Raw genomic sequence first — 23,716 nt, forward strand, 5'->3', positions numbered from 1 at the left:
GGAGGAAGAAGAAATGGAAAAAAGTCAAATTGCCAAACTGATCGATCACACTTTGTTGAAACCGGATGCAACCAGGGAACAGATTGTCCGTCTGGCGGAAGAGGCCAAAAAATATGATTTTGCGTCCGTATGCGTCAATCCGGTTTGGGTTCCGCAGGTCTGTGAAATTTTAAAAGAGACTGATGTGAAGGTGTGTACGGTGATCGGATTCCCGCTCGGGGCAACCACACCGGAGACCAAAGCCTTCGAAACCCGCAACGCAATTGAAAACGGGGCGACGGAAGTCGATATGGTGATCAATATCGGTCTGTTAAAAAGCGGCCGGTATGAAGAAGTGGAAGAAGACATTCGTGCAGTGACCAAGGCGGCCGAAGGAAAAGCGTTGACCAAAGTGATCATTGAAACCTGTTTGTTGACGGATGAAGAAAAAGTCCGGGCATGTGAAATCGCTGCCAGAGCCGGGGCGGATTTCGTCAAAACGTCGACCGGTTTTTCAACAGGAGGAGCCACCGTGGAAGATGTCGCACTGATGCGCAAAACGGTGGGAGACGATCTGGGCGTGAAAGCATCCGGAGGCGTACGCAGCCTGGAGGATCTGATGAAAATGGTTGATGCCGGAGCCAACCGCATTGGAACCAGTTCCGGAGTCAAAATCATGGAAGCAAAATAAGCATTAAGCAGAAAGGTTGAGATCCATGGACCGTGACCAACTGATTGAGGAAGCCAAAAAAGGGATGGAACGGGCTTATGTCCCTTATTCCAAATTTAAAGTCGGCGCCGCTCTTTTGACCAAAGAGGGGAAAGTGATCCGCGGGGCCAATATTGAAAACGCTTCTTACGGACTGACCAATTGTGCCGAACGGACCGCCATCTTTAAGGCCGTTTCAGAAAACGAACGTTCTTTTTCCGCCATGGCCGTGGTGGCGGATACAGACGGGCCGGTTTCGCCTTGCGGGGCGTGCCGCCAGGTGCTTTCAGAGTTTTGCGATACGGACATGCCGGTTTATCTGTCCAATTTGAAGGGGGATGTCATGGAGACGACCGTTGGAAAACTGCTTCCCTATTCATTCTCCAAAAAAGACTTATAGATCCACGGTCTGTTGAGCCTTGCGAAGCCGGTTTCGCAAGGTATTTTTAATTAAAAGAAAATTAATAATTTTATACATATATTTATTGACATAAAATAGCGTTTTTTCTAATATTAAGAGGAGCACCCTGAATGTCGGGGGTTCATGAATTTGCTTCATTTATCGGTGTTTTGAGATCCTCAAGAAGACAGAAAAAAGGGGGAAACAATTTGAGTATACTGATTTTCAACCGATTGCCCCATTATGATGTTCCTTATAACCAATGGTTGAAGGAACTGAATGAGGATCTGTATCTCATGACAAACACCACTTATGCCAAGGATTTTACTCAATATGCCCAAGTTTTTGCTTTTGAAAATTATGATTATAATTCTGCCATTGAATTTCAAGCTTTGCAATTGTACCGCGAACATCCGTATCACACCATCATTGCAACGGCCGAGAGAGATATCCTGCGGGCAGCCAGGCTGAGGGAATATTTGGGGATTGAAGGGCAATCCTGGGAAAGTGCCATCGCGTTCCGCGATAAAGTCAAAATGAAATCCATTCTAAGCGAGGCACGCATTCGGGTTCCTCAATATGCCCGTTTGAATTCAGCCATTGATTTGTATGCGTTTATTCAGGATCATCATTATCCGGTGGTGGTGAAGCCGGTTGACGGAATGGGGTCGAGGAACACCACCGTTCTGGAGAATGACCGCGACACCATCCGGTACCTGACCAAAGGCTTGGAGCATAATCTGGAAGTGGAACAATTTATTGAGGGAGAAATGTATCATATTGATGGTTTGATTCTAAACGGCGAAATCGTTTTATGCTGGCCGTCCAAGTATTTGAATGATTGCTTGGCTTTTCACGAGGGCAAATATTTGGGAAGTTATTTGTTGTCACCGCAAAATCCGCTGACGGCGCGTATGCAAGAGTATGTTTGTTCCGTTTTGAAAGTAATGCCGACGCCTGAGCACACTTCTTTTCATGCCGAAGTGTTCCATACACCGGATGATGAATTGGTCTTGTGTGAGGTGGCTTGCCGCACCGGGGGATCCCGGATTTGCGAAGAGTATCGCCAAGCTTTCGGGGTTGATTTGACGAAATTTTCTGTACAAGCCCAGTGCGGGATACCGGTTCAGCTGCCAAAACGGTTGCAGAAAGAGAAAAAACCAAAAACCCAATTTGGTTTTGTCGGGATTCCCCCGAAATACGGCACGTTTGTAAAGGGACCCAAAGCGGAAGAATTGCCGGAATGGATCACGGAATACCGGTTGCTCGCCAAACCGGGGCAATCTTATGCCGGAGCCAGCACGAGCGTGGATTACGTCGTGACCATGGTGATTACCGGACGGACGGAACAAGAAGTGCTCAGCCGGATTGAAGAGGCGGTCGAAATGGTGAACAGAAAAACGGAGTGGAAGTAGATCAGTATCGTCTTGGATATTTTTATCCAAGACTTTTTTTATTGAATGTATGATAATGGTGGAAAAGCAAAGAGTTTGAAAAGGAGGAGTTGGATGAATCAAGATGCATGGATCACCAGCCCTTTGGGAGTGGGGGCCGTAATCACTTTACTTATTTGGTTTTGCTTTTGGCTGGATCAAAAATACCGTTTTTTCTCTTTTCTCGGAACCGCGATCCTGGTGATCACCGGCGGGGCGGTTTTGGTCAATTTGCATGTGATTCCTTCTTCTTTGGGGGAATCAAATCCCGTTTATCAATTTGCCGGAGATTACGGTGTACCGCTGTCCATTGTCCTGTTACTGTTATCCACGGATTTTCGAAATTTGCGCCGATTGGGAAAACCGGCGTTTATCGCTTTTGGCCTCGCCGCCATCGGTACCGTTTGCGGGGCAGTGTTGGGAGGGCTTTTGACGGCCGGCCGGATCGGGGAAGAGAGTTGGAAAATCACCGCCCAATTTGCGGCCAGTTACATCGGCGGCGGGATTAATTATGCGGCGGTGGGAAAAGCGCTTGAAACATCAGAAACCATGTATGCGACCGGAGCTGCCGCCGACAACATCATGACCAACGTCTGGATGGTCGCGACAGCCGTGATTCCGGTGTTATTCCGCCGCTTTTACCCTTCGGTTCAGGACAAGGGAGAGAAAGGGGAAAAAGCCGGTGAAGGTTTCTTCCAACCCAAAAAAGTGACGATTTTTGATCTGGCGGCAATGCTTGCGGTTGCCTTTTCCATCGTGGCAGTCTCCGAATGGGTCACGCCATGGATTCAGCAAGCCAGCGGCCTTGAAATTCCAAGTGTGATCTGGTATACCACATTGGCTCTGTTGTTGGCCTGGTTTACGCCGGTCTCCCGGTTGCAAGGGGGAGAGGCGATCGGGAATTATTTGCTTCATCTGTTTTTTGCCACCATGGGCGCCGGGACTATCTTGAATACATTGGTGGAAAAAGGACCGGTGGTGTTTCTATTTCTCGTTCTTGTCATCGCCATACATGCACTGATTGTTTTCGGTGTGGGGAAATGGTTCAAACTGGAAGTGGAGATGTTGGCGGTGGCCAGCCAGGCGGCCATCGGAGGGCCATCGACGGCCCTTGCGCTGGCATCGTCCAAAGGTTGGGCTTCATTAATGACTCCCGCCGTGTTAATGGGGATCTTCGGTTACGCGGTGGGCAATTATATCGGGATCATGGTGGGGAACCTCATGAGAATGATTATCTGAGATTTTTGGTTTTCGGTCAAAGGGACTCCATCCTTGGGCAGCCGGTGCGTCGCCTGTCTGTGTCTGCCCAAGGAACACCCCGTTATGTGTTGAACCACCCGCCCGTTTCCGGCCGGATCGGTTTCACCACATGATAAAACCTGTTCCACGGTCACTCCCCCTGATCCGTTAATTCATCCGTTTCGGGATCGGCCGGAGTCGGGGGGATGCTTTTGGGTTGGGGCAGGTTTTCCACTTTGTTCAGTTTCTTTTTCATGGTTTCCGTTTGCCGGCTCGCCTGGCCGATGGTTTTTCCGGCTTCTTCAATTTTTCTTTGTGCTTTGGCCAGGTAGTCTCCGAACCGGTACAAATCATTTTTTAAAATGCTGAGCCATTCCCAAGCTTCATGGGTATGCTTTTCAATTGCCAAAGTGCGAAAGCCCATTTGCAAACTGTTTAAAAAAGCGGACAATGTTGCCGGCCCGACAATGGAGACACGGTATTTGCGCTGAATGCTTTCCCATAATCCCGGACGGCGCAAGATTTCGGCATATAAACCCTCCAAAGGCAAAAATAAAATGGCAAAGTCCGTTGTTTTCGGGGGGGATATATATTTTTCGCTGATCTTTTTGGCTTCTTGTTTGACCCGGTTTTCCAGGTTTTTTCCGGCCTGGGCCATTTGATGGACATCTCCGCTTTCCTGCGCTTCCAACAGGCGCTGATAATCTGCGAGGGGAAACTTGGAGTCGATCGGAAGCAATACAAATTTCCCTTCTTCCTGTTTCGAAGGCAGTTTGATGCAAAATTCCACATTTTCCTTGCTGTTTTCTTTGACACGCACATTTTTTTCATATTGTTCTGAAGACAACATTTGTTCCAAAATATTCTCCAGTTGAATTTCGCCCAACACCCCGCGGTTTTTGACATTGGATAATATTTTCCGCAAATGGTCCACACCGGTGGCCAGATTTTGCATTTCCCCCAAGCTTTTATGTACTTGTTCCAGACGTTCGCTGACCAATTGAAAGGATTCACCAAGACGTTTTTCCAAGGTGTTGTGCAACTTTTCATCCACCGTTTTGCGCATTTCCTCCAGTTTTTTCTGGTTTTCGGTTTGGATGGCCGCCAGTTTTTCTTCGACTTGGGTCCGGAGATGATCAAATTTTTGTTCGTTCATCCGGGTCAGATCATTCAGTTGTTTGGAAAAGCTGTCCAAGAGATCTTTTTGTTGCGATGCCGATTCGCGTAGCGTGGATAAAGTGGCTTTGGTCAACGTGGTGAAAGACTGCTGCAATTCTCTCCGGTTTTCCAGTGAAGACGTATTCCACTCCTGACGGTTGTACCCCATTTCTTCCCGCACTCTTTTTTCCAATTTTTCTTGCTGGGCTTGGAGCGTTTGCAGCTGGTAAAAAAGATCGTTCCAAGGATTTTCTTTCGTTTTCGTGAGCGATTGCCGGTACAAAAAATAGAGAACCCCCCCGTTCAGAAGAAGAGAGAGGATGGCGATCAGTGTACTCACTCTGCATCCCACCTTTTTGTCTTTGGTTAAAAATTCCTTATCTTATTATAGCGATCTTTTTTTCTTTCGTCTCCGGGAGCGGAAGATCAAGGATCGGATTTGTCGTTTTTTTAGGTGTTGGAAAAAATTTAACAGTTTACCGGACCTGAATGTTTGTTTTCCACAATTGTGACCAGATTGATCCATGTTGTTCAATAAATCTTATAGAATACAAGCCGTGGAATCTTGACCCTCTCCGTATTCCTTTTTAAAATGAAAACACAGGACGAAGCGTTTTAATATAAGGAGTGAAAAATGAACAAAACGTCTTTTTTGATCATCGTAGCTTCTGTCATGACTCTGATCGTACTGATGCCACCAAGCAATAAAATATGGCTGAATCATTGGGAAATGCTGCTTCAGTCGGGAGGAATCGAAAAAGGCGTTTCTGCTGAGAAAAATCCGGAAAAACAAACCACCCTGTGTTGTTACATAAAAGAACGGTTGGAAGGGTTGGCGACGGAATGATGGATATATCCTTTTTGGAAGAGTTGCACCATGGCAATCACCAATGCTGAAAACGGGTGTTAATCTTCTCCCAAGATTAACACCTTATTTACTTTTTCTTTTTATCGTTTTTCTTCATCAGGGGTGCTGAGACAGACGGAGGTGAGGTCTGATGAAAAGTTTGACATCCTGGTTGTCCCGATCGGATCAATTTTTGATCCAACTGGTGAATTGCCATTTCAAGTGTCGTTTGTTGGATTGGCTCATGCCCCGGGTGACCCATTTGGGAGGGGCCACGGCGACCATCGTTTTTTTGTTGGGCTGGCTTCTTTTTATGCCCAAGCCGGTGAAAGGATGGGCGTTGGAGGCATTGATTGCGCTGGGGACAAGCCATTTGGCCGTCCGGTTTTTGAAAAAGTATAAGCCAAGAATCCGCCCTTATCTGAAATTAACGCATTTGCACACATTTCCAAATCCGCTGACGGATTATTCTTTTCCTTCCGGCCATACCACAGCCGCTTTTTCCATTGCCATGACGTTTGCCCTTCATTCGTCCGTCATGATGATGATTTTGATTCCATATGCCATGATCATTGGATTCTCCCGCATGTATCTGGCTTTGCATTATCCGACCGATGTGTTGATCGGAACCTTCTTGGGAAGCAGTTTTGCTTTCATCGTGGTCAATCTATTTGAGAGGATATAAAGGGAGAGAATTTCCTTTTTTTGATTCATTCTTTTTTCTTTTCAAAAAAATATGGTAGAATAAGCGTATCTAAATATTTAATTACCCCATAAAATGTTGGGGTTTTTTCTTTCTTCAGGGGATGTTTGGGTGCTTTACCCCGTCATGACATAAAAATTAGCTGAAAATTTTATATAGTGTTACATATGTGGTGAAATTTGATCAGGTGTCAGGGATGGTGAAGAACGTGGACTATATTCATCCAATTCAAATCGGGGAATTGCTCCGAAAAAGGAGAAAGGAATTGGGACTGAGGCTGGAAGATCTGGCCGACGATTTCATCTCTCCTTCCACGATCAGCAATATCGAACGGGGGATTACTTATGTCAATGAAGAAAAAGTGCGGTATATTGCGGAAAAGTTAAATGTGAATCTGGATCGGGCCCATGATTTGTTGGCCAAAGAAAAACAAGAAGAAGAGCAAATGGTTTTAAAGTTGACCGCCATCGAGAGCATGGTGGATTTGATGAATCCGGACAAGGGATTGGAACGGCTTCGCAAATTGGATGTGCCCGCCAATCATAAGCTGGCCGGCATGATTCATTATTTGCGGGGGAAAATTTATTTAAAGAAGAAAAACTGGGTGAAGGCCAAAAACTACTTTCTGGAAGCGATCCGGATCATGGAACAACGGGAAGACCGTTCCATGACCAACATCAAAGCAGCCAGTTACCATGAATTAAGCCGCATTGCTTATGAAAACAGAGAATGGAATCAAGCATTAAGCTATATCGAGGAAGGAATCAGCCACTTTAAGGAAGAGGGACAACGGAGCCATTACAAATATCTTTTGCAGGTTTCACGCATCATCTATCTGAATGAAGCCAACCGTCTGGAAGAAGCGTTGCGCCAAATCGAAAAATTCTGGAAGGAGATCAGCTGCATTGAGAGCGTTGATACTGTGTTGGAATTATACATGGTTCGCATCAAGGTGTTAATGAAGTTGAAGTTGCATGACGAGGCCATCCGGTATGCCATCCAAGGAATCGAACTGGCGCGGATCAACGGGAAAGCGGGAAAAGCGTGCAGGTTATGGCAATTGATGGGAAAGGTGTATTTGTTGATCAAAAAATGGGAAGAGGCCGAAGACTGTTTCCTGACGGTATTGAGCCTGCAGGAAAGACTGAAAAACGATCTGTTAAAAATCCGGGGGCAAACGCACCTGGGCCTCAGTTATTTGGGGCAAAACCGATGGAGCGAAGCGGAGGAAGTCTTGAAAGAAGCCGCTTTGGGTTGCGAACGATCCCGGCAGACGGAAGTGAGCCGGGAAACGTACATGGCTTTGGGCGATTGCTACCTGCAACAAGCCAGATATCAAGAAGCCATTTTGTATTATGAAAAAGCGCGGGAGTTGGCGGGAAAGGAAGGCGACCGGGAGGAGGAACACAAAATCATTTTAAAACTGGCACAGTGTTATGAACGGGTGGATCTCAACAAGTTTCAGGAGTATGTGACCGAGCTTTACAAAATCGAGATGGCCGTGGAACAAGAAAAAGAATTGTCCGTCCATTGATTGTTTTAACCGTTTTCCTCCACCTGAAGGGACAAACAGGTGGAGGAAAAAAATTATTTCCGGTTGTTGTAATACATGACCCGGCCGTTAAACAAGTGGAGTTCTCCCTTTAACTGTTTGGCAAAAAACTTGGAAAACTCATTTCCTTTGGCAAGGTCCCCGTGGGATGCATTGGCAGGAAGAACAATTTGGATATAATGGACGCCCGACGCTTCTTCCTTGCTTGTTCCAATGATTAAGCCGTTATATTTATCCGGGCTTTTGCCTTTGAGGTATAGATAAGAAATGCCGTCTTGCTCCTCGTGGCTCACCTCATAAGGAAAAGCCGCCGCTTCATAAGACCACCCCAATTGTTTTCCCGTCAGACCGGTCATTTCGCAGTAGGTGTCGAGCAATTGTTTGACCCCGTCCAAATCAATGGTTTCTTGTTTGGAACCGGGAACCAGTTTTATGTATGCGCTTTTACTCACGGCGATCGCTCCTTCATATCAATACTTCTTTCGTTATATTAACATGTGTATGAATATTTCATCAAATTGTTTGATGTTTTGTTGGCTTGATCAATAAATTTATGTTTGAGCATGATAATATACGGGTATATATTATTTATCTTCTGTATTTTAGGATTCGCGTTTGAAATGATATTCTTCTAAATTAAAGCGAGGAGGAGATAAGATGAGCCTTTATGAACGTTTGTATGACGAGGCAGAAAAGGCCAAAGTGCGATTTGTCGGTTTTATTTCGGATAACGGCCGTTATGATTATGGCATCGTCTACACCAATCTGTTCTTTGGAAAGCCGTTAGTGGTTTGTATGCAGACGGGACGCTCCTCGTTGCTTTCTTTAGAAGACGCCGAAAATTTAGATTATTTGAAAAGAATTTTCCATCTCCGATCCATGGATGAAGCGAGAGAAGTTTCGATCTTTTTGAAAAGCTGTCTCCCGGCATTGGGGAACCAGGCCGAACGGGAATATTGACAGAAAGAGCAAGTCTCCGGATTTGCTCTTTTTTAATGGAAAAATGAAGAATATGACATCCCATCCTCTCCTTTGACAAAATTAGTATATCATAATATACTATTAATACATCATAATTGAATCGTTTTCACTCTTTATGAGATGTTATTGGAGGGGGTTCCTGTGTTGGAAGTCATCGTATGCCAAACCTGCGACAAAGTGATTGCTTATGTCGAATCAGAAAAAGCAGGCACCTTGTACGGTTCCTGCCAAGGTTGCGAAGATCATCCGTCCAAATCGTCTGAAAAACAAGTGGAAGGCGTGGCTTAAAGATAAAGAAGGACAAAGGTGGGTATAAAAAAAGGCCGCATCAAGCGGCCTCTTTTTTATTCAATCACCCGGATCATTTTTACGTTCGGATCTTCCGTTCCTTTGACAGGCAATCCGGCGTGGATGTGCTCTTTGATATAGTCGATGTTTTCTTCCGTGATCCGTTCACCCGGCGCAAAAACAGGGATCCCGGGCGGATAAATCATGATGAATTCGGCACTGATTCTTCCGGCGGCTTCTTCCAGCGGAACCGACACCGTCGGGCTGTAAAACGCCTCGCGCGGCGACAAAACCAGTTCCGGAATTTCCGGGGTTTGAATGGGAACATGATTGGAACGTCCAGGCTGATAAAAATGATCGGATAAATCCTGAAGGGCATCTATTAACGGAAGAATCGTTTCTTCGCTGTCGCCCGGCGTGACCAGACACAAAATGTTGTATAAATCGCTCAATTCGACTTCAATGCGATGATGTTCCCGCAACCATTTTTCTGCATCATATCCGGTGATGCCCAAATGTTTTAAATGGATGAGCAGTTTGGTTTCATCGATGTCATATAATGCATCGCTTCCCAGCCATTCTCTCCCGATGCAATGCAGCCCGGGGATTTCATTGATCCGTTTTCGTGCCGTATCGGCCCAATATAATGTTTGTTCAATGATATCACTACCGTTTACGGCCAGATAACGGCGGGCGGTATCAAGGGATGCCAGCAAGGGATAGGAAGTGGAGGTGGTCGTCAACATGCTGATAATGGATTGCACCCGGTGGGGATTGACCAGTCCTTCCCGTAAGTTGAGCACCGAGCTTTGCGTGAGCGATCCGCCCAATTTGTGGACACTGGTTGCGGCCATGTCCGCACCGGCATCCATAGCTGACAAAGGTAACCGGTCATGAAAATGGGTGAGCACGCCGTGTGCTTCATCCACCAAGACGGGAATGCCGTGCCGGTGGACAACCTCGACAATTTCGCGCAGATTTCCGGCGATTCCGTAATAAGTGGGATTGATGACCAGCACCGCTTTGGCATCCGGATGTCGGTTCAACGCTTTTTGAACCTGACTGGCGGTGATGCCGTGGGCGATTCCCAACCGCTCATCCATTTCCGGGTGGACAAAAACCGGGTAAGCACCGGCCAGAATAATGGCTGTAATCACTGATTTGTGCACGTTTCTCGGCACAATAATTTTTTCCCCCGGATGGACGACGGACATCACCATGCTCATGATTGCTCCGCTGGTTCCCTGAACGGAAAAGAAGGTATGGTCGGCCCCGAAAGCTTCGGCAGCCAGCTCCTGAGCTTCCTTGATCGCCCCCTTGGGAAGATGCAAATCATCCAACGGCTCTATGTTAATGAGGTCGATCGACAGGATGTTCGACCCGACAAACTGGCGAAATTCCGGATCCATTCCCTGCCCTTTTTTATGGCCGGGGATGTGGAATTGCAATGGATTTTTTTGTGAGTGTTCAATCAGCTTGGAAAACAGTGGTGTTTGATATTGTCTTTGGTTCATTGCTGTTGCCTGCCTTTTCGAGTAAATCATGCACGACCGTTAGTATAACAAAAAGCATTCTTAAACAAAAGAAAAAAATCCATAAAAAAACCTGCAAAACCCTCAGGATTGCAGGCAAGAATCAAGGTCAGGAAGAAACTGCCAACCGGTACAAAGGATAAAGCGTTTGAAAGACCGATTCGCTACGTTGGATGATGTCTTTACCTTTTAGGGAAACCGCTTCATCCCGGGGGATGAGAATTCCGCACAAAAACTCGGCTTTTTTCACCTTTTCCAGCCGGTCCAGCCCTTTTTCCACATCCCAATCCTTTTTGGGAGTGGTTTCAGGAACGGTGTGATCTTCCGAAATGTGGAAGTGGTCAGGAATCGCCGGCCAGATCTCGTCCAATTGCATACGAAGGTTGCGGGCAAAACTTGGTTTGCGTCCGCATTCATAAATCAAAGCAAACCAGATGAAAAGATGCGTGTCGCGGATTCCCAGTTGAAAATGCGGATGGGCTTTATACCCGCGTTTGTTGGCGGCCCAGGCCATCCAAGTTTCATCCGGCGGATTCACGGTCCGGCGGGCATGTTTTGCAATATGCAGATAAAACGGTTCTCCGATCATTTGCTCAAGAAACGGAGTAATTTGTTCCCCGATGCTTTCAAACTTCGGCCGGATCCGTTTCTTTAACTCTCCCATGCGTTCTTCAAGGCCGTTTACTTGAAAGACAGCAAAATCTTCTTCCGTAAATGAAGGAATTGCCATCGATTTTCACCACCCTTTTCCGTTTTGATCACTATCTTACCACAAGGCAGTTCCATTCTGAAAATCATCCACTTTGTCAAGTGTCGTTCCGTTTGCAAGTTTTTAAGCATAGATTATAGAAAATCAGAACCGGAGATTTCGAAGGGACAAAACGTTTTTCCGGGCAGGTTTATTTCTTGAAAAACAGGCAATGCTGTAGCCAAGCAACAAGATGGCAGGCATCCTAAGATACCCGATTAAAAAATAAGGGGTGTAGCGGAACCATGGAGGATTTGATGAAGGCTTACCGTTGTCGGGATGCGGAAGAAAGGATCCTGGTGTTGAGAATGGAGTTGGATTATGAGCTGTTAAACCTGTACGATGCTCTCAAAGAAAACCATCCCCATAAAATCGACCAATGCAAAGCGCGACTGGAGGAAATCAGAAAAGAGATGATGATGCTGGAAGCGTTATGATCTACATCCGGACCCGCTCACGTGGGTCTCTTATTTATGGCGATAAATTATTTAAATATTATAAAAATTAAAAGGGATGAGAATTATTGATCGTGCGAAAACCGGCGAAAGAACAAACATGCCAAAGATGTATATAAGTATATATATTGTATATATTCATATTTCAATCCGCTTGATGCTTAGTTGTGTCTGTTATAAAACAATTTCGTCTATTTATCCAAGACAGGAAACGGGTCTGATTTTGTCGAAACTGTTACATGCAAGAATTTTTACAGAGATAATGCACTTTTAATTTAAGACATCCAGAAACCGATTTGGGGAGGCGTTTGAATGGAATGGAAATTGACGAGAGAACCGCTTGCTTCATTGTCTGCGGATGCGATTGTGGTTTTTCATTTTCAAAAGCGCGAATCTTTGCTGGGCGTTACCCGGGAAATCGATGAAGCACTCGGTTTTCGGATTTCCAATCTCATTTCGCTGGGGGAAATCACCGGAAAGTTCGGTGAGATTACGACTCTTCACAATTGGGGGAAAATTCCGTCCGGTCGTGTCTTTGTCGTCGGTTTGGGCAAAGAGGGCAAACTGGATTTGCCGGCGTTTAAAGATGCCGTGGCGGCCGTGGCCCGCACCGCCAAAAAGAAAGGCATTGACAGTTTGGGAATCGGTTGTCCTTCCATTGTCATTGAAAGGTACAATCCGGTTGATGTCGTACAATCGGTCGTTGAAGGCATGGAATTGGGTACTTATGAGCATCACACCTATAAACAAGAGCAATCGAAAAAGAAAATCAACGCTGTGTGGATTTCCGACGCAACGCTCCGGGAATCGGCGTTTGAAGCCGGAAAACAACGCGGCCAAATCTTTTCCAAGGCCACCAATTACGCCCGTTATCTGGTACATGAACCGGGCAACCGCATGACTCCGGACCAATTGGCCGAAGAAGCAAGACAAATCGCCGAAAAACGCAATTTGAAAGCTGATATCATCACCACCGGCCGGTTGGAGGAGCTGGGGATGTACGGGTTATTGAGTGTGGCACAAGCCGGAGCCCATGATCCGTACATGCTTGTGCTGACGTATCAAGGCGCGCCGGACAGCCAGGAAGTTCTGGGGCTGATTGGAAAAGGAATCACTTTCGACTCCGGCGGATTGCAAATTAAACCGGCACGCTTGATGGGGGAAATGAAAGACGACATGGCCGGGGGGGCAGCGGTCTTGGCGGCGATGGATGCCATCGGTGAATTGCAGCCGCACTTTAATGTATGCGCTGTCATTCCGGTGTGCGAAAACGGAGTGGGTGCGAAAGCATACCGTCCCGGCGATGTGATTTCCACTTTTAGCGGCAAAACGGTTGAAATCCAACATACCGATGCGGAAGGCAGAGTGGTGTTGGCTGATGCGATCGCTTATGCGAAACGGTTGGGAGTGACCCGGATTGTTGATGTTGCGACGTTAACCGGGGCGGTCCAAGTGGCGTTGGGCTATGAGGTGACCGGTTTGATGAGTAATGATGAGAAGTGGGCAGAGGAAGTGAAAGCAGCTGCACGCATCGCGGGGGAAAAGGTGTGGGAGCTTCCGCTGTACGAAGAATATGATGAATATCTGAAAAGCGATATTGCCGACTTGAAAAATGAAGGAGGTTTTCCGGCCGGAGCCATCCAGGGGGGCATGTTTTTAAAAGCTTTTGCCGGAGACACCCCGTTTGTCCATTTGGATATCGGCGGAACGGTTGAATCCCCCAAAGAAAAAGGGATATTCGTCAAAGGGGCAACCGGCGTGATGACGCGCACGTTGATCCAACTCGCCGTCCGGTTGGGATGAGGGCATCTTTTTTCCCGAATTGACAAGAAATGCCAAAGCGGCGTGTGGAAATCAACAGGAAAGAACGAAAGTATTGTGGGTGGAATCGGTGAGTTTGACCAAAGTGTTTGCCCACCGGGGCTTTTCGGGGGCGGCTCCGGAAAATACGTTGTCTGCCTTTGAAAAAGCCGTGGAAGCCAAGGCGGACGGCGTGGAGTTGGATGTGCATTTAAGCCGCGACGGGCATGTGATTGTGATGCATGATGAAAAAGTGGACAGGACCACCGACGGAACCGGATGGATCAAAGACATGACGCTGGCAGAGCTGAAACAACTGGATAATGGAAGTTGGTTTCATCCATCCTTTCAAAACGAACCCGTTCCCACATTGGGTGAAGTGCTGGAAAGGCTCGAAGGGGTTCCTGTTGAGATCAACATCGAGCTGAAAAACGGCATCATCCGGTATCCCGGATTGGAACAGAAAGTGATTGCAGAAGTGGAGCGGTTTCACGTGCAGGGCCGGGTCATTCTCTCTTCTTTCCGGCATGAGTCGCTGTTGGCTGTGAAACAAGCCCGTCCCGGCATGCAAACCGGTGCGCTTTACGCCTGCGGCATGGTCGATCCTTGGGTGTATGCAAAGTATCTGGGGGTGGATGCGGTTCATCCGCATCATCTGGCCGTCACCGCCGGGATGATTGACGGTTGTCACCGGCATGGAATCCGGGTCCGTCCGTATACGGTGAATGAGGAAAAAGAGATGAAACGGTTGATGGATGCCGGGGCGGACGCAGTGATCACCAACTATCCGGACCGGATGAGAAAGTTGCTATCGCCAAAGGAAAAGTGATAAAATATGAACGTGAACGGCGCCTTTACCTCAGGCGCTTTTTGTCTTTACAGGAGGAGAAGTCCATGAAAATCGGTTGTCATATCAGTGTTGCCAAAGGTTTTTACAAAGCTGCGCAAAAAGCCCGCGAATTGGGAGCGGATTCGTTTCAGGTGTTTACGAAAAATCCGCGTGGCTTACGCCCCAAAAAATTAAATCACACGGATGCCGGGCGGGGAAGGCGATTTTGTGAAGAGCACGGCATTTCGTTGGTTTGCCATACACCTTATATCACCAATTTGTCCACCCCCAAACCGGATCTTCATGAAGTGACCATTCGTTCCATCAAGGAAGATTTAATGATTGCCGAAGCTTACGGCGCTGTCGGAGCGGTGGTTCATTGCGGAAAACATGTGGGGGAAGGGGAAGAGTACGGTCGTGAAAGAATGGTGGAGACACTGAATAAAATTTTGGCGGATTATGAAGGAAACACCAAGCTGCTGCTGGAAAACACCGCCGGGCAAGGCAGCGAATTGGGACTTACGATTCAGGAGCTTGTCGACATTCGGGAAGCCACCGATGCGCCGGAGAAAATCGGATTCTGTTTTGACACATGTCACGGGTTTGCCGCCGGGATCTGGACGGAAGAAACCTTTTCAGATCTTGTGAACGAAATGGAAAAGACGAAGTATCTTGAAAATTTGGTGGCGATTCACTTTAATGACAGCAAAGCCCCGGCCGGAAGCCGGAAGGACCGGCATGAAAAAATCGGCAAAGGGGAAATCGGGGAAAAAGCCTTGTCCCTGTTTCTGAAAGAACCCCGTTTTGAAGGATTGCCCGTGGTTCTGGAAACGCCGGTGGAGGATGAACAAGAATACAGTGAAGAGATGAAATATCTCCATCAATTGAAAGGATAAAAGGGGTGTAAGATGTTGGCATGGCTCAATAACTGGTTGAATTCTTTACCGATTTCAGGCATTTATCTCGTGATTTTGGTGTTAACGGCCGTGATTTACAAAACGGCATTTGCGGTCCGGCTGCCCGTGTTAAAAACGGTGTTGGTTTACATTACTTTGGCTGTCGGCTGTTGGCTGCTCGCCCTTTTTCATCTGATGGGACTGCCCATCGTTCCCGCGCTGCTGGTCACGGTGGTGTTGATTGCAGTGACGCGGTTGCGGCTTTATCTGGTGCGAAAGAAAGAACAAGACGAAAAAATGGCATGAAATCAGGGAGAGATGACCATGCAACTCAAGGATGCTCTGTTTAACTGGCTGCAAATTCAAGTGGTTCAGGATGCAAGGCCCAGCGATCGTTCTGCACGGGACACCGTGCAGTTTTTTGAGGAAATGTTGCGGGAAGATCACCGCGTGGAAAATTTGGAAAAGAGAAAAGAAAAAGACCGGTATGTGGTTTGTTATCAGGTGGATGGAGAAGAAAAAGAGGAGATTTTCCCAAAAGACACGGCGGAACAATTGCTCCGCGACATCATGGCGGAACCAAAGTACAATCAAGTCTTTGAAGATTGATTTTTTTTCCGTTCCGTCACTTGTTTGGTGATTCGTTCGTGACATTGCGGACAAATTTGAATCCGGTGCGGATGCTTTTTGATTTTTTTCTCTGTGAGCGGGTCCGGACGGAAAACTTGGTCACACAAAATGCAAATCACTTTCATGAGGCATCTTCCTTTAACGGATCAAATAGGCTATTTTCTAGTATACTATATTTTATGAAAGCGGAAGGCAAACAAGTTTGATCAATTGATTAACAAAAGAAAAAGAAGAAAAGCAAACATGGGAAAATCCCGATGTTTGCTTTTTTATTTCAGCCGCTGTTGATCTTCCTTCGAGGGGGGGTGTTCGTTTTTCTCGGTTTCCCTGGAAGGTTGCGGAACGATACGGGCTGCGATTTCGGCCAGTTCTTCCATCACTCCTTGAACCGGACGGCCGTTTTGAAGATCTTCATTCAGTTCCCGGATCCGCTGTGTGATGTCGGGGTCCGCGGTGACCAGTGCATTGGCTCCTTGCGGATCTTCTTTCAGGGCTTGGGCCACCGTATATTTGATGGTGCCGGTTCTTCCCCGGTCCAGGGTCGGATCCAGGTCCACCCCGACAATGGTGTATTTGCCAAGCACGATGGCGGAGGCCCCTTTGACGTTCGGGACGTTTTGAGCAATGGTCACCAGGCGGTTTGCAACGGCCTGGGACGACTGGTCTTTCTTTTCGTTCGGAGCGGTCTGCCTGACTTTCACAGTTTGCGGTGACTGATTGGGTGAAGGCGATGCATTGTCCGCCGGAGGTTCATTTTTTTGCGAACAAGCCGAAAGAATCAAGACAAGGCCGGCAAGACCGCTGATGGTTTTCAGAAGTGTGTTCATCCGGTCCCACTTCCTTTCCGTATATTTGTGTTTATTTTGTCCGAAAACGGAACTTCCATGTACCGTTTTGCTGAAAAGCGCATTTTCAGTGTAGAATGAGCATAAATCCGATGAATGAGATGGGGTGAGAAGATGAAGGTGGAATCTTTTGTATTGGGGCCGGTGATGGTCAACACTTGGTTGCTTTATCTTCCGGATGAAAAACGCGGTGTGGTGATTGACCCGGGCATGGAACCGGCACCATTGGTTGAACGGATTCAGGAATTGGAACTCAAGATTGAAGCGGTGCTGTTGACGCACGCTCATTTTGACCATATCGGCGGGCTGGAAGAGGTTCGTTCATTGACCGGGGCTCCGGTCTATGTCCATGAGGCGGAAGCGGATTGGCTGACCAATCCGGATCTGAACGGCTCCTCGTTTTTCGGGTTGCCGAAAGTGCAAGCGAAACCGGCGGACCATTTGCTGAAAGGCAAAGAGGTGCTGACTTTGCTCGGAAAATCATGGGAAGTGATACATACGCCGGGCCATTCGCCGGGCAGTGTGACTTATGTGGTGGATTCCCTTTTATTGAGTGGTGATGTCTTGTTTCAAGACTCCATCGGGCGAACGGATTTGCCGGGAGGGGATCACGAGACCCTGATGCGCACCATTCACGACATCATCATGGAGTTTCCCGAAGAAACCCGTGTTTTGTGCGGACACGGACCGGAAACCACGATCGGGAGGGAACAGATGCATAATCCGTTTGTGACCGGAATGCTGTAAATAAGGTTTAAAGAATCCGGCCGTTGACATATACTTTGGACAACGAAGCAATGAGTCCATCATCAAAGGGTGTTTGCAATGAACAAGCGACAAACCGTTATTGCCGCGGTTTTGGCTGCAGCGGTGGCAGGAGCCGTCTTCATGGCCGTTGACAAACCAAAAGGAAATTCGACTTCCGTGATGAACCGGGTGGTGTGCCAAGGGGAACCCAAACCGGCACAAGGATTTTGTGCGCCCAATTTTAAGTTGCCCGTCTTATCCGGTGAAGAAGTGGAGTTATATCAAAACCAGGGGAAACCGACCGTCGTGAATTTCTGGGCTACCTGGTGCCCGCCATGCAAGGAGGAGATGCCTTATTTCCAAAAATTGCATGAAACATACGGCGAAAAGATCAATGTGATCATGGTGAATGAAACCGCGATGGAGCGCGATGAAAGCGATGTCAAACCTTATCTTGACAACCACCGGTACACGTTTCCGGTCGCCCTTGACCGGGACCGGAACGGGACGGTGGTCGGTGTGGACCAATATCAATTGTTCAGCATTCCCGCCACGTTTATCATCAATGAAAACGGAAAAATCACCCATCACTTTATGGGGGCCGTTTCGGAAAAACAGCTTTTTTCTGCGGTGCAAGAACTGATGCAATGAAAAAGGGAGGGAAGAAATCATGGTTGAGCAAGTCAGCTGGTGGTTGGCTTTTGGAGCGGGGGTGCTTTCCTTTGTCTCTCCGTGCTCTTTGCCGCTGTATCCGTCCTATCTTTCCTACATCACGGGAATTTCAGTCAACCAGCTGAAGGAAAAACGCCGGATGCGGGAAGTCATGTTGCATACCGTTTTTTTTCTTATCGGTTTTTCCATGATTTTTTATGCCATTGGATTCAGCGCAAGCTGGTTTGGCGCTTATTTTAAAGAATACCAGGATCTGATTCGGATGCTGGGGGCCGTTCTCATTGTGGCGATGGGTTTGTTTATGCTGGGGATTTTTCGGCCCGCTTTTTTAATGCGTGAGTATAAATGGCAGGTGTCCAAAAAAAATGTCAGCTATTTGGGTTCGCTGGCCGTGGGGATCGGTTTTTCCGCCGGATGGACCCCCTGCATCGGCCCGATCTTTGCCGCCATCATCACGCTTACGGCTTTGAATCCGGAAATGAGATTTGTTTATGTGACGGCTTATATTTTAGGATTTTCGATTCCATTTTTGCTGATGGCATTTTTCATGGGAAAAACCCGTTGGATTTTGCGGTATTCGGAAAAATTGATGAAGGCCGGCGGGGCATTGATGGTTTTGCTGGGGGTTTTGTTATATACTGATCAGATGACGGTTTTCACCGCCTGGCTGGCAAAAGTCACAGGTTTTCAAGGATTTTGATTTGAGGTACATTGGATTAGAAAGTCGGGTGAGGCCATGGACAAAAAAACGAGGTACTGGGTGCGGCGCATCTTGTTTCTTGTGATGGTGGTTTTAATTGGTTATGCTTTATATCAGGCCGTGACCCAGGATTCAAAAAGCGGATTGCAGGAAGGAGAACCGGCACCCAACTTTACCCTGACGACATTGGACGGGAAAACGGTGCAGCTGAGCGATTACCGGGGAAAAGCCGTTTTACTCAATTTCTGGGGGACATGGTGTGAACCTTGCCGCACAGAAATGCCGGCGCTGCAAAATGCTTATGACCAGTACAAAGACCAGGGGTTTGAGGTGTTGGCCGTCAATATTGCGGAAACCGATGTGGCTGTTTCTTCTTTTGTGGAGCAATATCAATTGAATTTTCCGGTTTTGTTGGACCGAAATCGTGAAGTCACTGAGCTTTACGGCATTGTTCCGATTCCGAGCTCTTTTTTCATTGATAAAGAGGGAAAAATCCGCAAGATTGTGGAAGGTCCCTTGAACCTTGACCAACTTCGCATTCATATTTTACCCATTTTACCAAAGGAGTGACCGGTGTGAGCAAATATCAGGATATTGAAGCCAAAGAATTAAGCAAGGCTTTTGACCCGGAGCAATATGTGGTGGTGGATGTGCGCACGGATGAAGAATATCAAGAAGGGCATATTCCCGGAGCGGCCCACATTCCATATGATGAAATGGAAAACCGTTTTCATGAATTGGAACATGCCAAAGACAAACCGATCTTGCTGGTTTGCCGGAGCGGCCGGCGGAGTGTGATCGCGGCAGAGGTTTTGTCCCAAAAAGGTTTTGAACAATTGTTTAATTTAAAAGGTGGAATGTTGGAATGGAACGGACCCGTCAGCAAAGAGTAAGCGTTGCGGAAAATATTTTGGAATTGGTGGGCCGGACCCCGATGGTCAAATTAAACCGTCTGGTTCAGCCGGACTGGGCGGATGTGTATGTGAAGCTGGAAAAATTTAATCCCGGTGGAAGCGTCAAAGACCGCACGGCGCTGAACTTGATCCTGGATGCGGAAAAACGGGGAGTCTTAAAACCGGGGGCAACCATTATTGAGCCCACCAGCGGCAACACCGGAATCGGATTGGCACTGGTCGGTGCCGCGCGCAACTATGAAACCATTTTGGTTATGCCGGACAATATGAGCCAGGAACGGATTAAACTCTTAAAAGGCTACGGGGCCAAAGTGGTGTTGACACCGGGCAGGGAAAGGATGCCCGGGGCAATTAAGAAAGCGGAAGAACTGGCCAAAGAAATTCCGAATTCCTTCATGCCTTATCAGTTCCAAAATGAGGCCAATCCGGAAGTTCACCGCAACACGACCGGACCGGAAATCTTGGAGCAGATGGAAGGAAAGATCGATGCATTTGTGGCAACGGCCGGTACGGGAGGAACCATTACGGGAACCGGAGAATATTTAAAATCTCATTTGCCGGATTTATTTATTGCGGTGGTCGAACCCGAAAACTCCCCCGTCCTGGCGGGCGGCAAACCCGGACCGCACCAAATTCCGGGGACAAGCCCCGGGTTTATCCCGCCGGTGTTGAATCAGTCCATTTATGATGAAATTTTTCATGTCAGTGATGAAGACGCCATTGAAACCACACGCAAGTTGGCCAGCCAAGAAGCCCTGCTGGTCGGCCCTTCATCAGGAGCATCGGTGTGGACGGCTCTGCAAGTGGCGAAGCGGTTGGGAAAAGGCAAGAAAGTGGTTTGCATGGCTCCGGATACCGGCGAACGGTACCTGAGCGCCAATGTGTTTGATTTCTCATAAGGGGAGCTTGTCATGAGTAATTCTCTCTTGGACGGGTTGATTCAAGAAATTGAATCGACCCGCCTCCGTGCCATCGGGTTTCCCCGGTTTATGGAACAGGCGTTGTATCATCCGGTATGGGGTTATTACGCAAAAGAACAGACCAAATTGGGGAAAAAGGGTGATTTTTTCACCAACGCGCACGTGGGTGACCTGTTTGGCAAGGTGCTCAGCCGTTTTTTTGCAGACTGGCTGAAAAGAAACCAAATCCGGTCCCGTTGGACGATTGTTGAATGGGGAGCCGGTGACGGCCGCATTGCCGAACAGTTTGCGCAAGGTTTGATGGAGCAGGGTTTTTCCCCGGAAGAGATCTCATTTTACTTAATCGAAACCAGCCCGTATCATCGCCGTTTGCTGGAAGAACGTTTCGCCTCGTCCCCGGTCGGTTTTCGGACCGTCAACCGCTTGAGCGACATTCCTGCACGGCCTTTCTCATTTATTTACAGCAACGAGCTGGTTGACGCTTTTCCGGTTCATCGGATAAAAAAAGATCAGGGCAGATGGACTGAGGCGTTTGTGACCACCATGAACCGGAAGCCTTATTTGAAGGAAAAGTGGATTCCTTTGTCTGAAGACAGTCCCGTCCGTCAACAAATGGAAAGTTGGCTTATGAAATTAAAAGAAGGCCAAGAGATGGAAATCTGTCTGGCGGCGCGTGACTGGCTGCAGGAAATTGCCGGCTGGATGGAGCAAGGAGTGCTGGTTACCATTGACTATGGCGGGACCGGCGAACAATTACTGCAAAAGGGAAAAACCATCCGCGCCTATCAAGCGCATCGGGTTTGCCATGATTTCTATTCGGATCCGGGTGAAAAGGATCTTACATATGACGTGAATTTTTCCCATTTGATCGAATGGGGCCGGGAGGCCGGGTTTACGGGGGAGCAGTTATGGTCCCAGTCCCGGTTTTTGATTGAGGCGGGCGTGTTTGACTGGCTGCCTGAATCCCCCGGGAGGGATCCGTTTGGCGAGGATGCAAAGCGGCTTCGGGCCATCAAGCAGCTCATTCATCCCGAAACCATGGGCGAAGCATTCCAAGTGCTCATCCAGACTAAATCCACTGGTGAAAAAAAATGAATGAAAGAGGATGAAAGATGATCATTAAACCGAAATTTCGCGGCTTTATCTGCACAACGGCCCATCCGGACGGTTGTGCGAAGCAAGTGCAAAATCAAATCGATTATGTCAAAAGCAGGCCCAAAATTGACGGGCCGAAAAAAGTGCTGGTTATCGGTTCTTCAACCGGTTACGGACTGGCTTCGAGGATAGTGGCGGCTTTTGGTTGCGGAGCCGACACCATCGGGGTGTTTTTTGAAAAACCCAGTGTGAAAAACCGGACGGCCACGGCAGGCTGGTACAACACGGCGGCTTTTGAGAAAGAAGCCCGTAAAGCCGGATTGGTGGCAGAGAGCATAAACGGGGATGCATTCAGCAAAGAGATCAAAGAACAAACGATCCAAAAGATCAAAAACCGTTTGGGGGGCAAAGTGGATATGGTGGTTTACAGCCTGGCGGCCCCCCGGCGAGTCCATCCGGAAACGGGAGAGACCTTCCATTCCGTTTTGAAACCGATCGGAAAACCCTTTAGCAACAAAGCGGTGGATTTCCACAGCGGAAACGTGTCCGAAATGACGATTGAACCGGCCACCGACGAAGAGGTTCATGACACCATTCAAGTCATGGGCGGGGAAGATTGGCAGATGTGGATGGACGCTTTGAAAGAAGCGGATGTGTTGGCAGAAGGCGTCACCACCATTGCCTATTCCTATATCGGTCCGGAATTGACTTTCCCCATTTACCGGGAAGGGACCGTCGGAAAAGCCAAAGACCATTTGGAAAAAACCGCTCATGAACTGGACGCAAAACTGAAAGACTTGGGCGGACGGGCATTTGTGTCTGTCAATAAAGCCCTGGTGACGCAATCCAGTGCCGCGATTCCGATTGTTCCGCTTTACATTTCCATCTTGTACAAAGTGATGAAAGAAAAAGGGTTGCACGAAGACTGCATCATGCAAATGTACCGTCTCTTTTCGGAAAGACTTTACCAAGGCGGAGAAGTGCCCGTGGATGAAAAAGGGCGCATCCGGATTGATGATTTGGAAATGATGCCGGAAGTGCAGCAGGCGGTGATGGAGCAGTGGGAGTTGATCGACAGCGCCACTTTGGAAGAAATTTCGGATATTGAAGGATATCGCCGCGATTTCTTCCAGCTGTTTGGTTTTGAAACAGAGGGCGTCGACTATGATCAAGAAGTGGATCCGGCCGTGAACATTCCAAGTATCGATGAAGCATGAAAAAGAGCCGTCAAAAAAGACGGCTCTTTTCTTTTGCTTTCACCACAAAGAAAAGAGCCGCCGGGATGAGGTTTTTTAAAGTGAAAACGCTTTGCAATCTTTTCGTAAATATTACATCATGAAAGTGGCATACCCAACCATACCGATAAAGGAAATAAACATATAACCACCAAACAGATACATATATGTTTTTTCCGTGAAACGCATGTAACCCAATACCGTGAAGAGGATGGTTTGCGCGATGAAAAGGAAGGCCGGGATGTACATTTGGCCAGCCAGGAACATGAGGGCGATCGCAAAAGCCCAGAAACCGAGAACACGAAACATGCGGTCCATGGTCCCACTCCTTTCTATGTACCCTGATACGTTGAGATCTCAGAAGACGATGACAGATTTATTATACCCTCAGTGTCATGCGGCTATCAAG

The 23,716-nt window shown here is 47.7% G+C and carries 30 protein-coding genes; 23 read left to right on the forward strand and 7 right to left on the reverse strand.

Annotated elements, in window-relative coordinates; translation table 11 throughout:
• Nucleotides 1-13 precede the first annotated feature (13 nt).
• The 4 genes from deoC to FA954_RS05650 all read left to right on the forward strand — a co-directional run bounded on the left by deoC (nucleotide 14) and on the right by FA954_RS05650 (nucleotide 3,760).
• Nucleotides 14-670: a deoxyribose-phosphate aldolase gene (deoC, locus tag FA954_RS05635; protein WP_037995051.1), complete on the forward strand. Its 657-nt coding sequence runs from the start codon at nucleotides 14-16 to the stop codon at nucleotides 668-670.
• A 25-nt stretch (nucleotides 671-695) separates the two neighbouring features.
• Nucleotides 696-1,088, forward strand: coding sequence for a cytidine deaminase (locus tag FA954_RS05640; RefSeq protein ID WP_037995049.1), 393 nt, complete (start codon nucleotides 696-698; stop codon nucleotides 1,086-1,088).
• A 209-nt stretch (nucleotides 1,089-1,297) separates the two neighbouring features.
• The gene (locus tag FA954_RS05645; protein ID WP_069201540.1) at nucleotides 1,298-2,503 is read left to right on the forward strand and encodes an ATP-grasp domain-containing protein; all 1,206 of its coding nucleotides are present in this window, start codon (nucleotides 1,298-1,300) and stop codon (nucleotides 2,501-2,503) included.
• A 93-nt stretch (nucleotides 2,504-2,596) separates the two neighbouring features.
• Nucleotides 2,597-3,760, forward strand: a complete 1,164-nt coding sequence (locus FA954_RS05650) for a DUF819 family protein (RefSeq protein WP_037995047.1) — start codon at nucleotides 2,597-2,599, stop codon at nucleotides 3,758-3,760.
• A 151-nt stretch (nucleotides 3,761-3,911) separates the two neighbouring features.
• Here FA954_RS05650 and FA954_RS05655 read toward each other — a convergent pair whose 3' ends face one another.
• Entirely contained in the window at nucleotides 3,912-5,258 is a 1,347-nt protein-coding gene (locus FA954_RS05655) for a DNA recombination protein RmuC (protein WP_052186679.1), read from the reverse strand.
• Between the two features lie 294 nt (nucleotides 5,259-5,552).
• On the opposite strand from FA954_RS05655, the gene FA954_RS05660 reads away from it, so the two are divergent.
• The 3 genes from FA954_RS05660 (at nucleotide 5,553) to FA954_RS05670 (ending at nucleotide 8,002) form a co-directional block, all read left to right on the forward strand.
• Entirely contained in the window at nucleotides 5,553-5,765 is a 213-nt protein-coding gene (locus FA954_RS05660; RefSeq protein WP_049720307.1) for a hypothetical protein, read from the forward strand.
• A 151-nt stretch (nucleotides 5,766-5,916) separates the two neighbouring features.
• On the forward strand, nucleotides 5,917-6,450 hold the full coding sequence (locus tag FA954_RS05665) for a phosphatase PAP2 family protein (RefSeq protein WP_037995045.1): 534 nt from the start codon (nucleotides 5,917-5,919) through the stop codon (nucleotides 6,448-6,450).
• Nucleotides 6,451-6,667: 217 nt separating this feature from the next.
• The gene (locus FA954_RS05670) at nucleotides 6,668-8,002 is read left to right on the forward strand and encodes a helix-turn-helix domain-containing protein (protein WP_165489737.1); all 1,335 of its coding nucleotides are present in this window, start codon (nucleotides 6,668-6,670) and stop codon (nucleotides 8,000-8,002) included.
• A gap of 53 nt (nucleotides 8,003-8,055) precedes the next feature.
• Here FA954_RS05670 and FA954_RS05675 read toward each other — a convergent pair whose 3' ends face one another.
• Complete coding sequence (locus FA954_RS05675; RefSeq protein WP_037995041.1) at nucleotides 8,056-8,472, reverse strand: DUF1885 family protein; 417 nt, start codon at nucleotides 8,470-8,472, stop codon at nucleotides 8,056-8,058.
• A 205-nt stretch (nucleotides 8,473-8,677) separates the two neighbouring features.
• Between FA954_RS05675 and FA954_RS05680 the strand changes: the two genes are divergently transcribed.
• Nucleotides 8,678-8,980, forward strand: a complete 303-nt coding sequence (locus tag FA954_RS05680; RefSeq protein WP_037995039.1) for a DUF3055 domain-containing protein — start codon at nucleotides 8,678-8,680, stop codon at nucleotides 8,978-8,980.
• Nucleotides 8,981-9,145: 165 nt separating this feature from the next.
• Nucleotides 9,146-9,289: a GapA-binding peptide SR1P gene (locus FA954_RS05685; RefSeq protein ID WP_121874250.1), complete on the forward strand. Its 144-nt coding sequence runs from the start codon at nucleotides 9,146-9,148 to the stop codon at nucleotides 9,287-9,289.
• A gap of 56 nt (nucleotides 9,290-9,345) precedes the next feature.
• Here FA954_RS05685 and FA954_RS05690 read toward each other — a convergent pair whose 3' ends face one another.
• A complete protein-coding gene (locus FA954_RS05690) occupies nucleotides 9,346-10,803 on the reverse strand; it encodes an aminotransferase class I/II-fold pyridoxal phosphate-dependent enzyme (RefSeq protein ID WP_037995036.1) in 1,458 nt (485 codons plus the stop codon).
• Between the two features lie 127 nt (nucleotides 10,804-10,930).
• Nucleotides 10,931-11,551: a YktB family protein gene (locus FA954_RS05695; RefSeq protein WP_037995034.1), complete on the reverse strand. Its 621-nt coding sequence runs from the start codon at nucleotides 11,549-11,551 to the stop codon at nucleotides 10,931-10,933.
• A 275-nt stretch (nucleotides 11,552-11,826) separates the two neighbouring features.
• On the opposite strand from FA954_RS05695, the gene FA954_RS05700 reads away from it, so the two are divergent.
• From FA954_RS05700 to FA954_RS05725, 6 genes are all read left to right on the forward strand, one after another.
• The gene (locus FA954_RS05700) at nucleotides 11,827-12,006 is read left to right on the forward strand and encodes a hypothetical protein (protein ID WP_231564588.1); all 180 of its coding nucleotides are present in this window, start codon (nucleotides 11,827-11,829) and stop codon (nucleotides 12,004-12,006) included.
• A 330-nt stretch (nucleotides 12,007-12,336) separates the two neighbouring features.
• The gene (locus FA954_RS05705) at nucleotides 12,337-13,827 is read left to right on the forward strand and encodes a leucyl aminopeptidase (protein ID WP_037995031.1); all 1,491 of its coding nucleotides are present in this window, start codon (nucleotides 12,337-12,339) and stop codon (nucleotides 13,825-13,827) included.
• Between the two features lie 88 nt (nucleotides 13,828-13,915).
• Nucleotides 13,916-14,653 (forward strand): glycerophosphodiester phosphodiesterase, encoded by a 738-nt coding sequence (locus tag FA954_RS05710; protein WP_052186683.1) that lies wholly within the window; start codon nucleotides 13,916-13,918, stop codon nucleotides 14,651-14,653.
• 65 nt (nucleotides 14,654-14,718) lie between these two features.
• Entirely contained in the window at nucleotides 14,719-15,549 is an 831-nt protein-coding gene (locus tag FA954_RS05715; RefSeq protein ID WP_037995029.1) for a deoxyribonuclease IV, read from the forward strand.
• A 15-nt stretch (nucleotides 15,550-15,564) separates the two neighbouring features.
• Entirely contained in the window at nucleotides 15,565-15,855 is a 291-nt protein-coding gene (locus tag FA954_RS05720; protein ID WP_170151240.1) for a YlaH-like family protein, read from the forward strand.
• An 18-nt stretch (nucleotides 15,856-15,873) separates the two neighbouring features.
• A complete protein-coding gene (locus FA954_RS05725; protein WP_037995025.1) occupies nucleotides 15,874-16,158 on the forward strand; it encodes a hypothetical protein in 285 nt (94 codons plus the stop codon).
• Here the strand turns inward: FA954_RS05725 and FA954_RS05730 are convergent.
• Both FA954_RS05730 and FA954_RS05735 read right to left on the reverse strand, forming a co-directional pair.
• Nucleotides 16,140-16,304, reverse strand: a complete 165-nt coding sequence (locus FA954_RS05730; protein ID WP_082240649.1) for a DUF2197 domain-containing protein — start codon at nucleotides 16,302-16,304, stop codon at nucleotides 16,140-16,142. The two genes, FA954_RS05725 and FA954_RS05730, sit on opposite strands and share 19 nt — an antisense overlap.
• Before the next feature lie 144 nt (nucleotides 16,305-16,448).
• Entirely contained in the window at nucleotides 16,449-17,006 is a 558-nt protein-coding gene (locus FA954_RS05735; RefSeq protein WP_082240648.1) for a YhcN/YlaJ family sporulation lipoprotein, read from the reverse strand.
• A 132-nt stretch (nucleotides 17,007-17,138) separates the two neighbouring features.
• On the opposite strand from FA954_RS05735, the gene FA954_RS05740 reads away from it, so the two are divergent.
• The 8 genes from FA954_RS05740 to fabV all read left to right on the forward strand — a co-directional run bounded on the left by FA954_RS05740 (nucleotide 17,139) and on the right by fabV (nucleotide 23,289).
• Entirely contained in the window at nucleotides 17,139-17,771 is a 633-nt protein-coding gene (locus FA954_RS05740) for an MBL fold metallo-hydrolase (RefSeq protein ID WP_082240647.1), read from the forward strand.
• Between the two features lie 78 nt (nucleotides 17,772-17,849).
• Complete coding sequence (locus FA954_RS05745; RefSeq protein WP_049720304.1) at nucleotides 17,850-18,422, forward strand: TlpA family protein disulfide reductase; 573 nt, start codon at nucleotides 17,850-17,852, stop codon at nucleotides 18,420-18,422.
• Between the two features lie 16 nt (nucleotides 18,423-18,438).
• Entirely contained in the window at nucleotides 18,439-19,143 is a 705-nt protein-coding gene (locus FA954_RS05750) for a cytochrome c biogenesis CcdA family protein (RefSeq protein WP_369792448.1), read from the forward strand.
• Between the two features lie 36 nt (nucleotides 19,144-19,179).
• The gene (gene resA, locus FA954_RS05755) at nucleotides 19,180-19,713 is read left to right on the forward strand and encodes a thiol-disulfide oxidoreductase ResA (RefSeq protein WP_037995019.1); all 534 of its coding nucleotides are present in this window, start codon (nucleotides 19,180-19,182) and stop codon (nucleotides 19,711-19,713) included.
• A gap of 5 nt (nucleotides 19,714-19,718) precedes the next feature.
• Complete coding sequence (locus FA954_RS05760) at nucleotides 19,719-20,036, forward strand: rhodanese-like domain-containing protein (RefSeq protein WP_049720302.1); 318 nt, start codon at nucleotides 19,719-19,721, stop codon at nucleotides 20,034-20,036.
• The gene (cysK, locus tag FA954_RS05765; protein WP_037995014.1) at nucleotides 20,009-20,956 is read left to right on the forward strand and encodes a cysteine synthase A; all 948 of its coding nucleotides are present in this window, start codon (nucleotides 20,009-20,011) and stop codon (nucleotides 20,954-20,956) included. Before FA954_RS05760 ends, cysK begins: the two co-directional genes overlap by 28 nt.
• Nucleotides 20,957-20,968: 12 nt before the next feature.
• Nucleotides 20,969-22,072 carry a class I SAM-dependent methyltransferase gene (locus FA954_RS05770; protein ID WP_037995011.1) on the forward strand — a complete coding sequence of 368 codons (1,104 nt, stop codon included), beginning with the start codon at nucleotides 20,969-20,971 and terminating at the stop codon, nucleotides 22,070-22,072.
• Nucleotides 22,073-22,089: 17 nt separating this feature from the next.
• On the forward strand, nucleotides 22,090-23,289 hold the full coding sequence (fabV, locus tag FA954_RS05775; RefSeq protein ID WP_037995008.1) for an enoyl-ACP reductase FabV: 1,200 nt from the start codon (nucleotides 22,090-22,092) through the stop codon (nucleotides 23,287-23,289).
• Nucleotides 23,290-23,400: 111 nt separating this feature from the next.
• Here fabV and FA954_RS05780 read toward each other — a convergent pair whose 3' ends face one another.
• Entirely contained in the window at nucleotides 23,401-23,625 is a 225-nt protein-coding gene (locus tag FA954_RS05780; RefSeq protein WP_037995005.1) for a DUF2626 family protein, read from the reverse strand.
• Between the last annotated feature and the right edge of the window lie 91 nt (nucleotides 23,626-23,716).

Origin of the sequence: Thermoactinomyces vulgaris, assembly GCF_005886755.1 — a bacterium.
GTDB classification, from domain to species: Bacteria; Bacillota; Bacilli; order Thermoactinomycetales; family Thermoactinomycetaceae; genus Thermoactinomyces; species Thermoactinomyces vulgaris.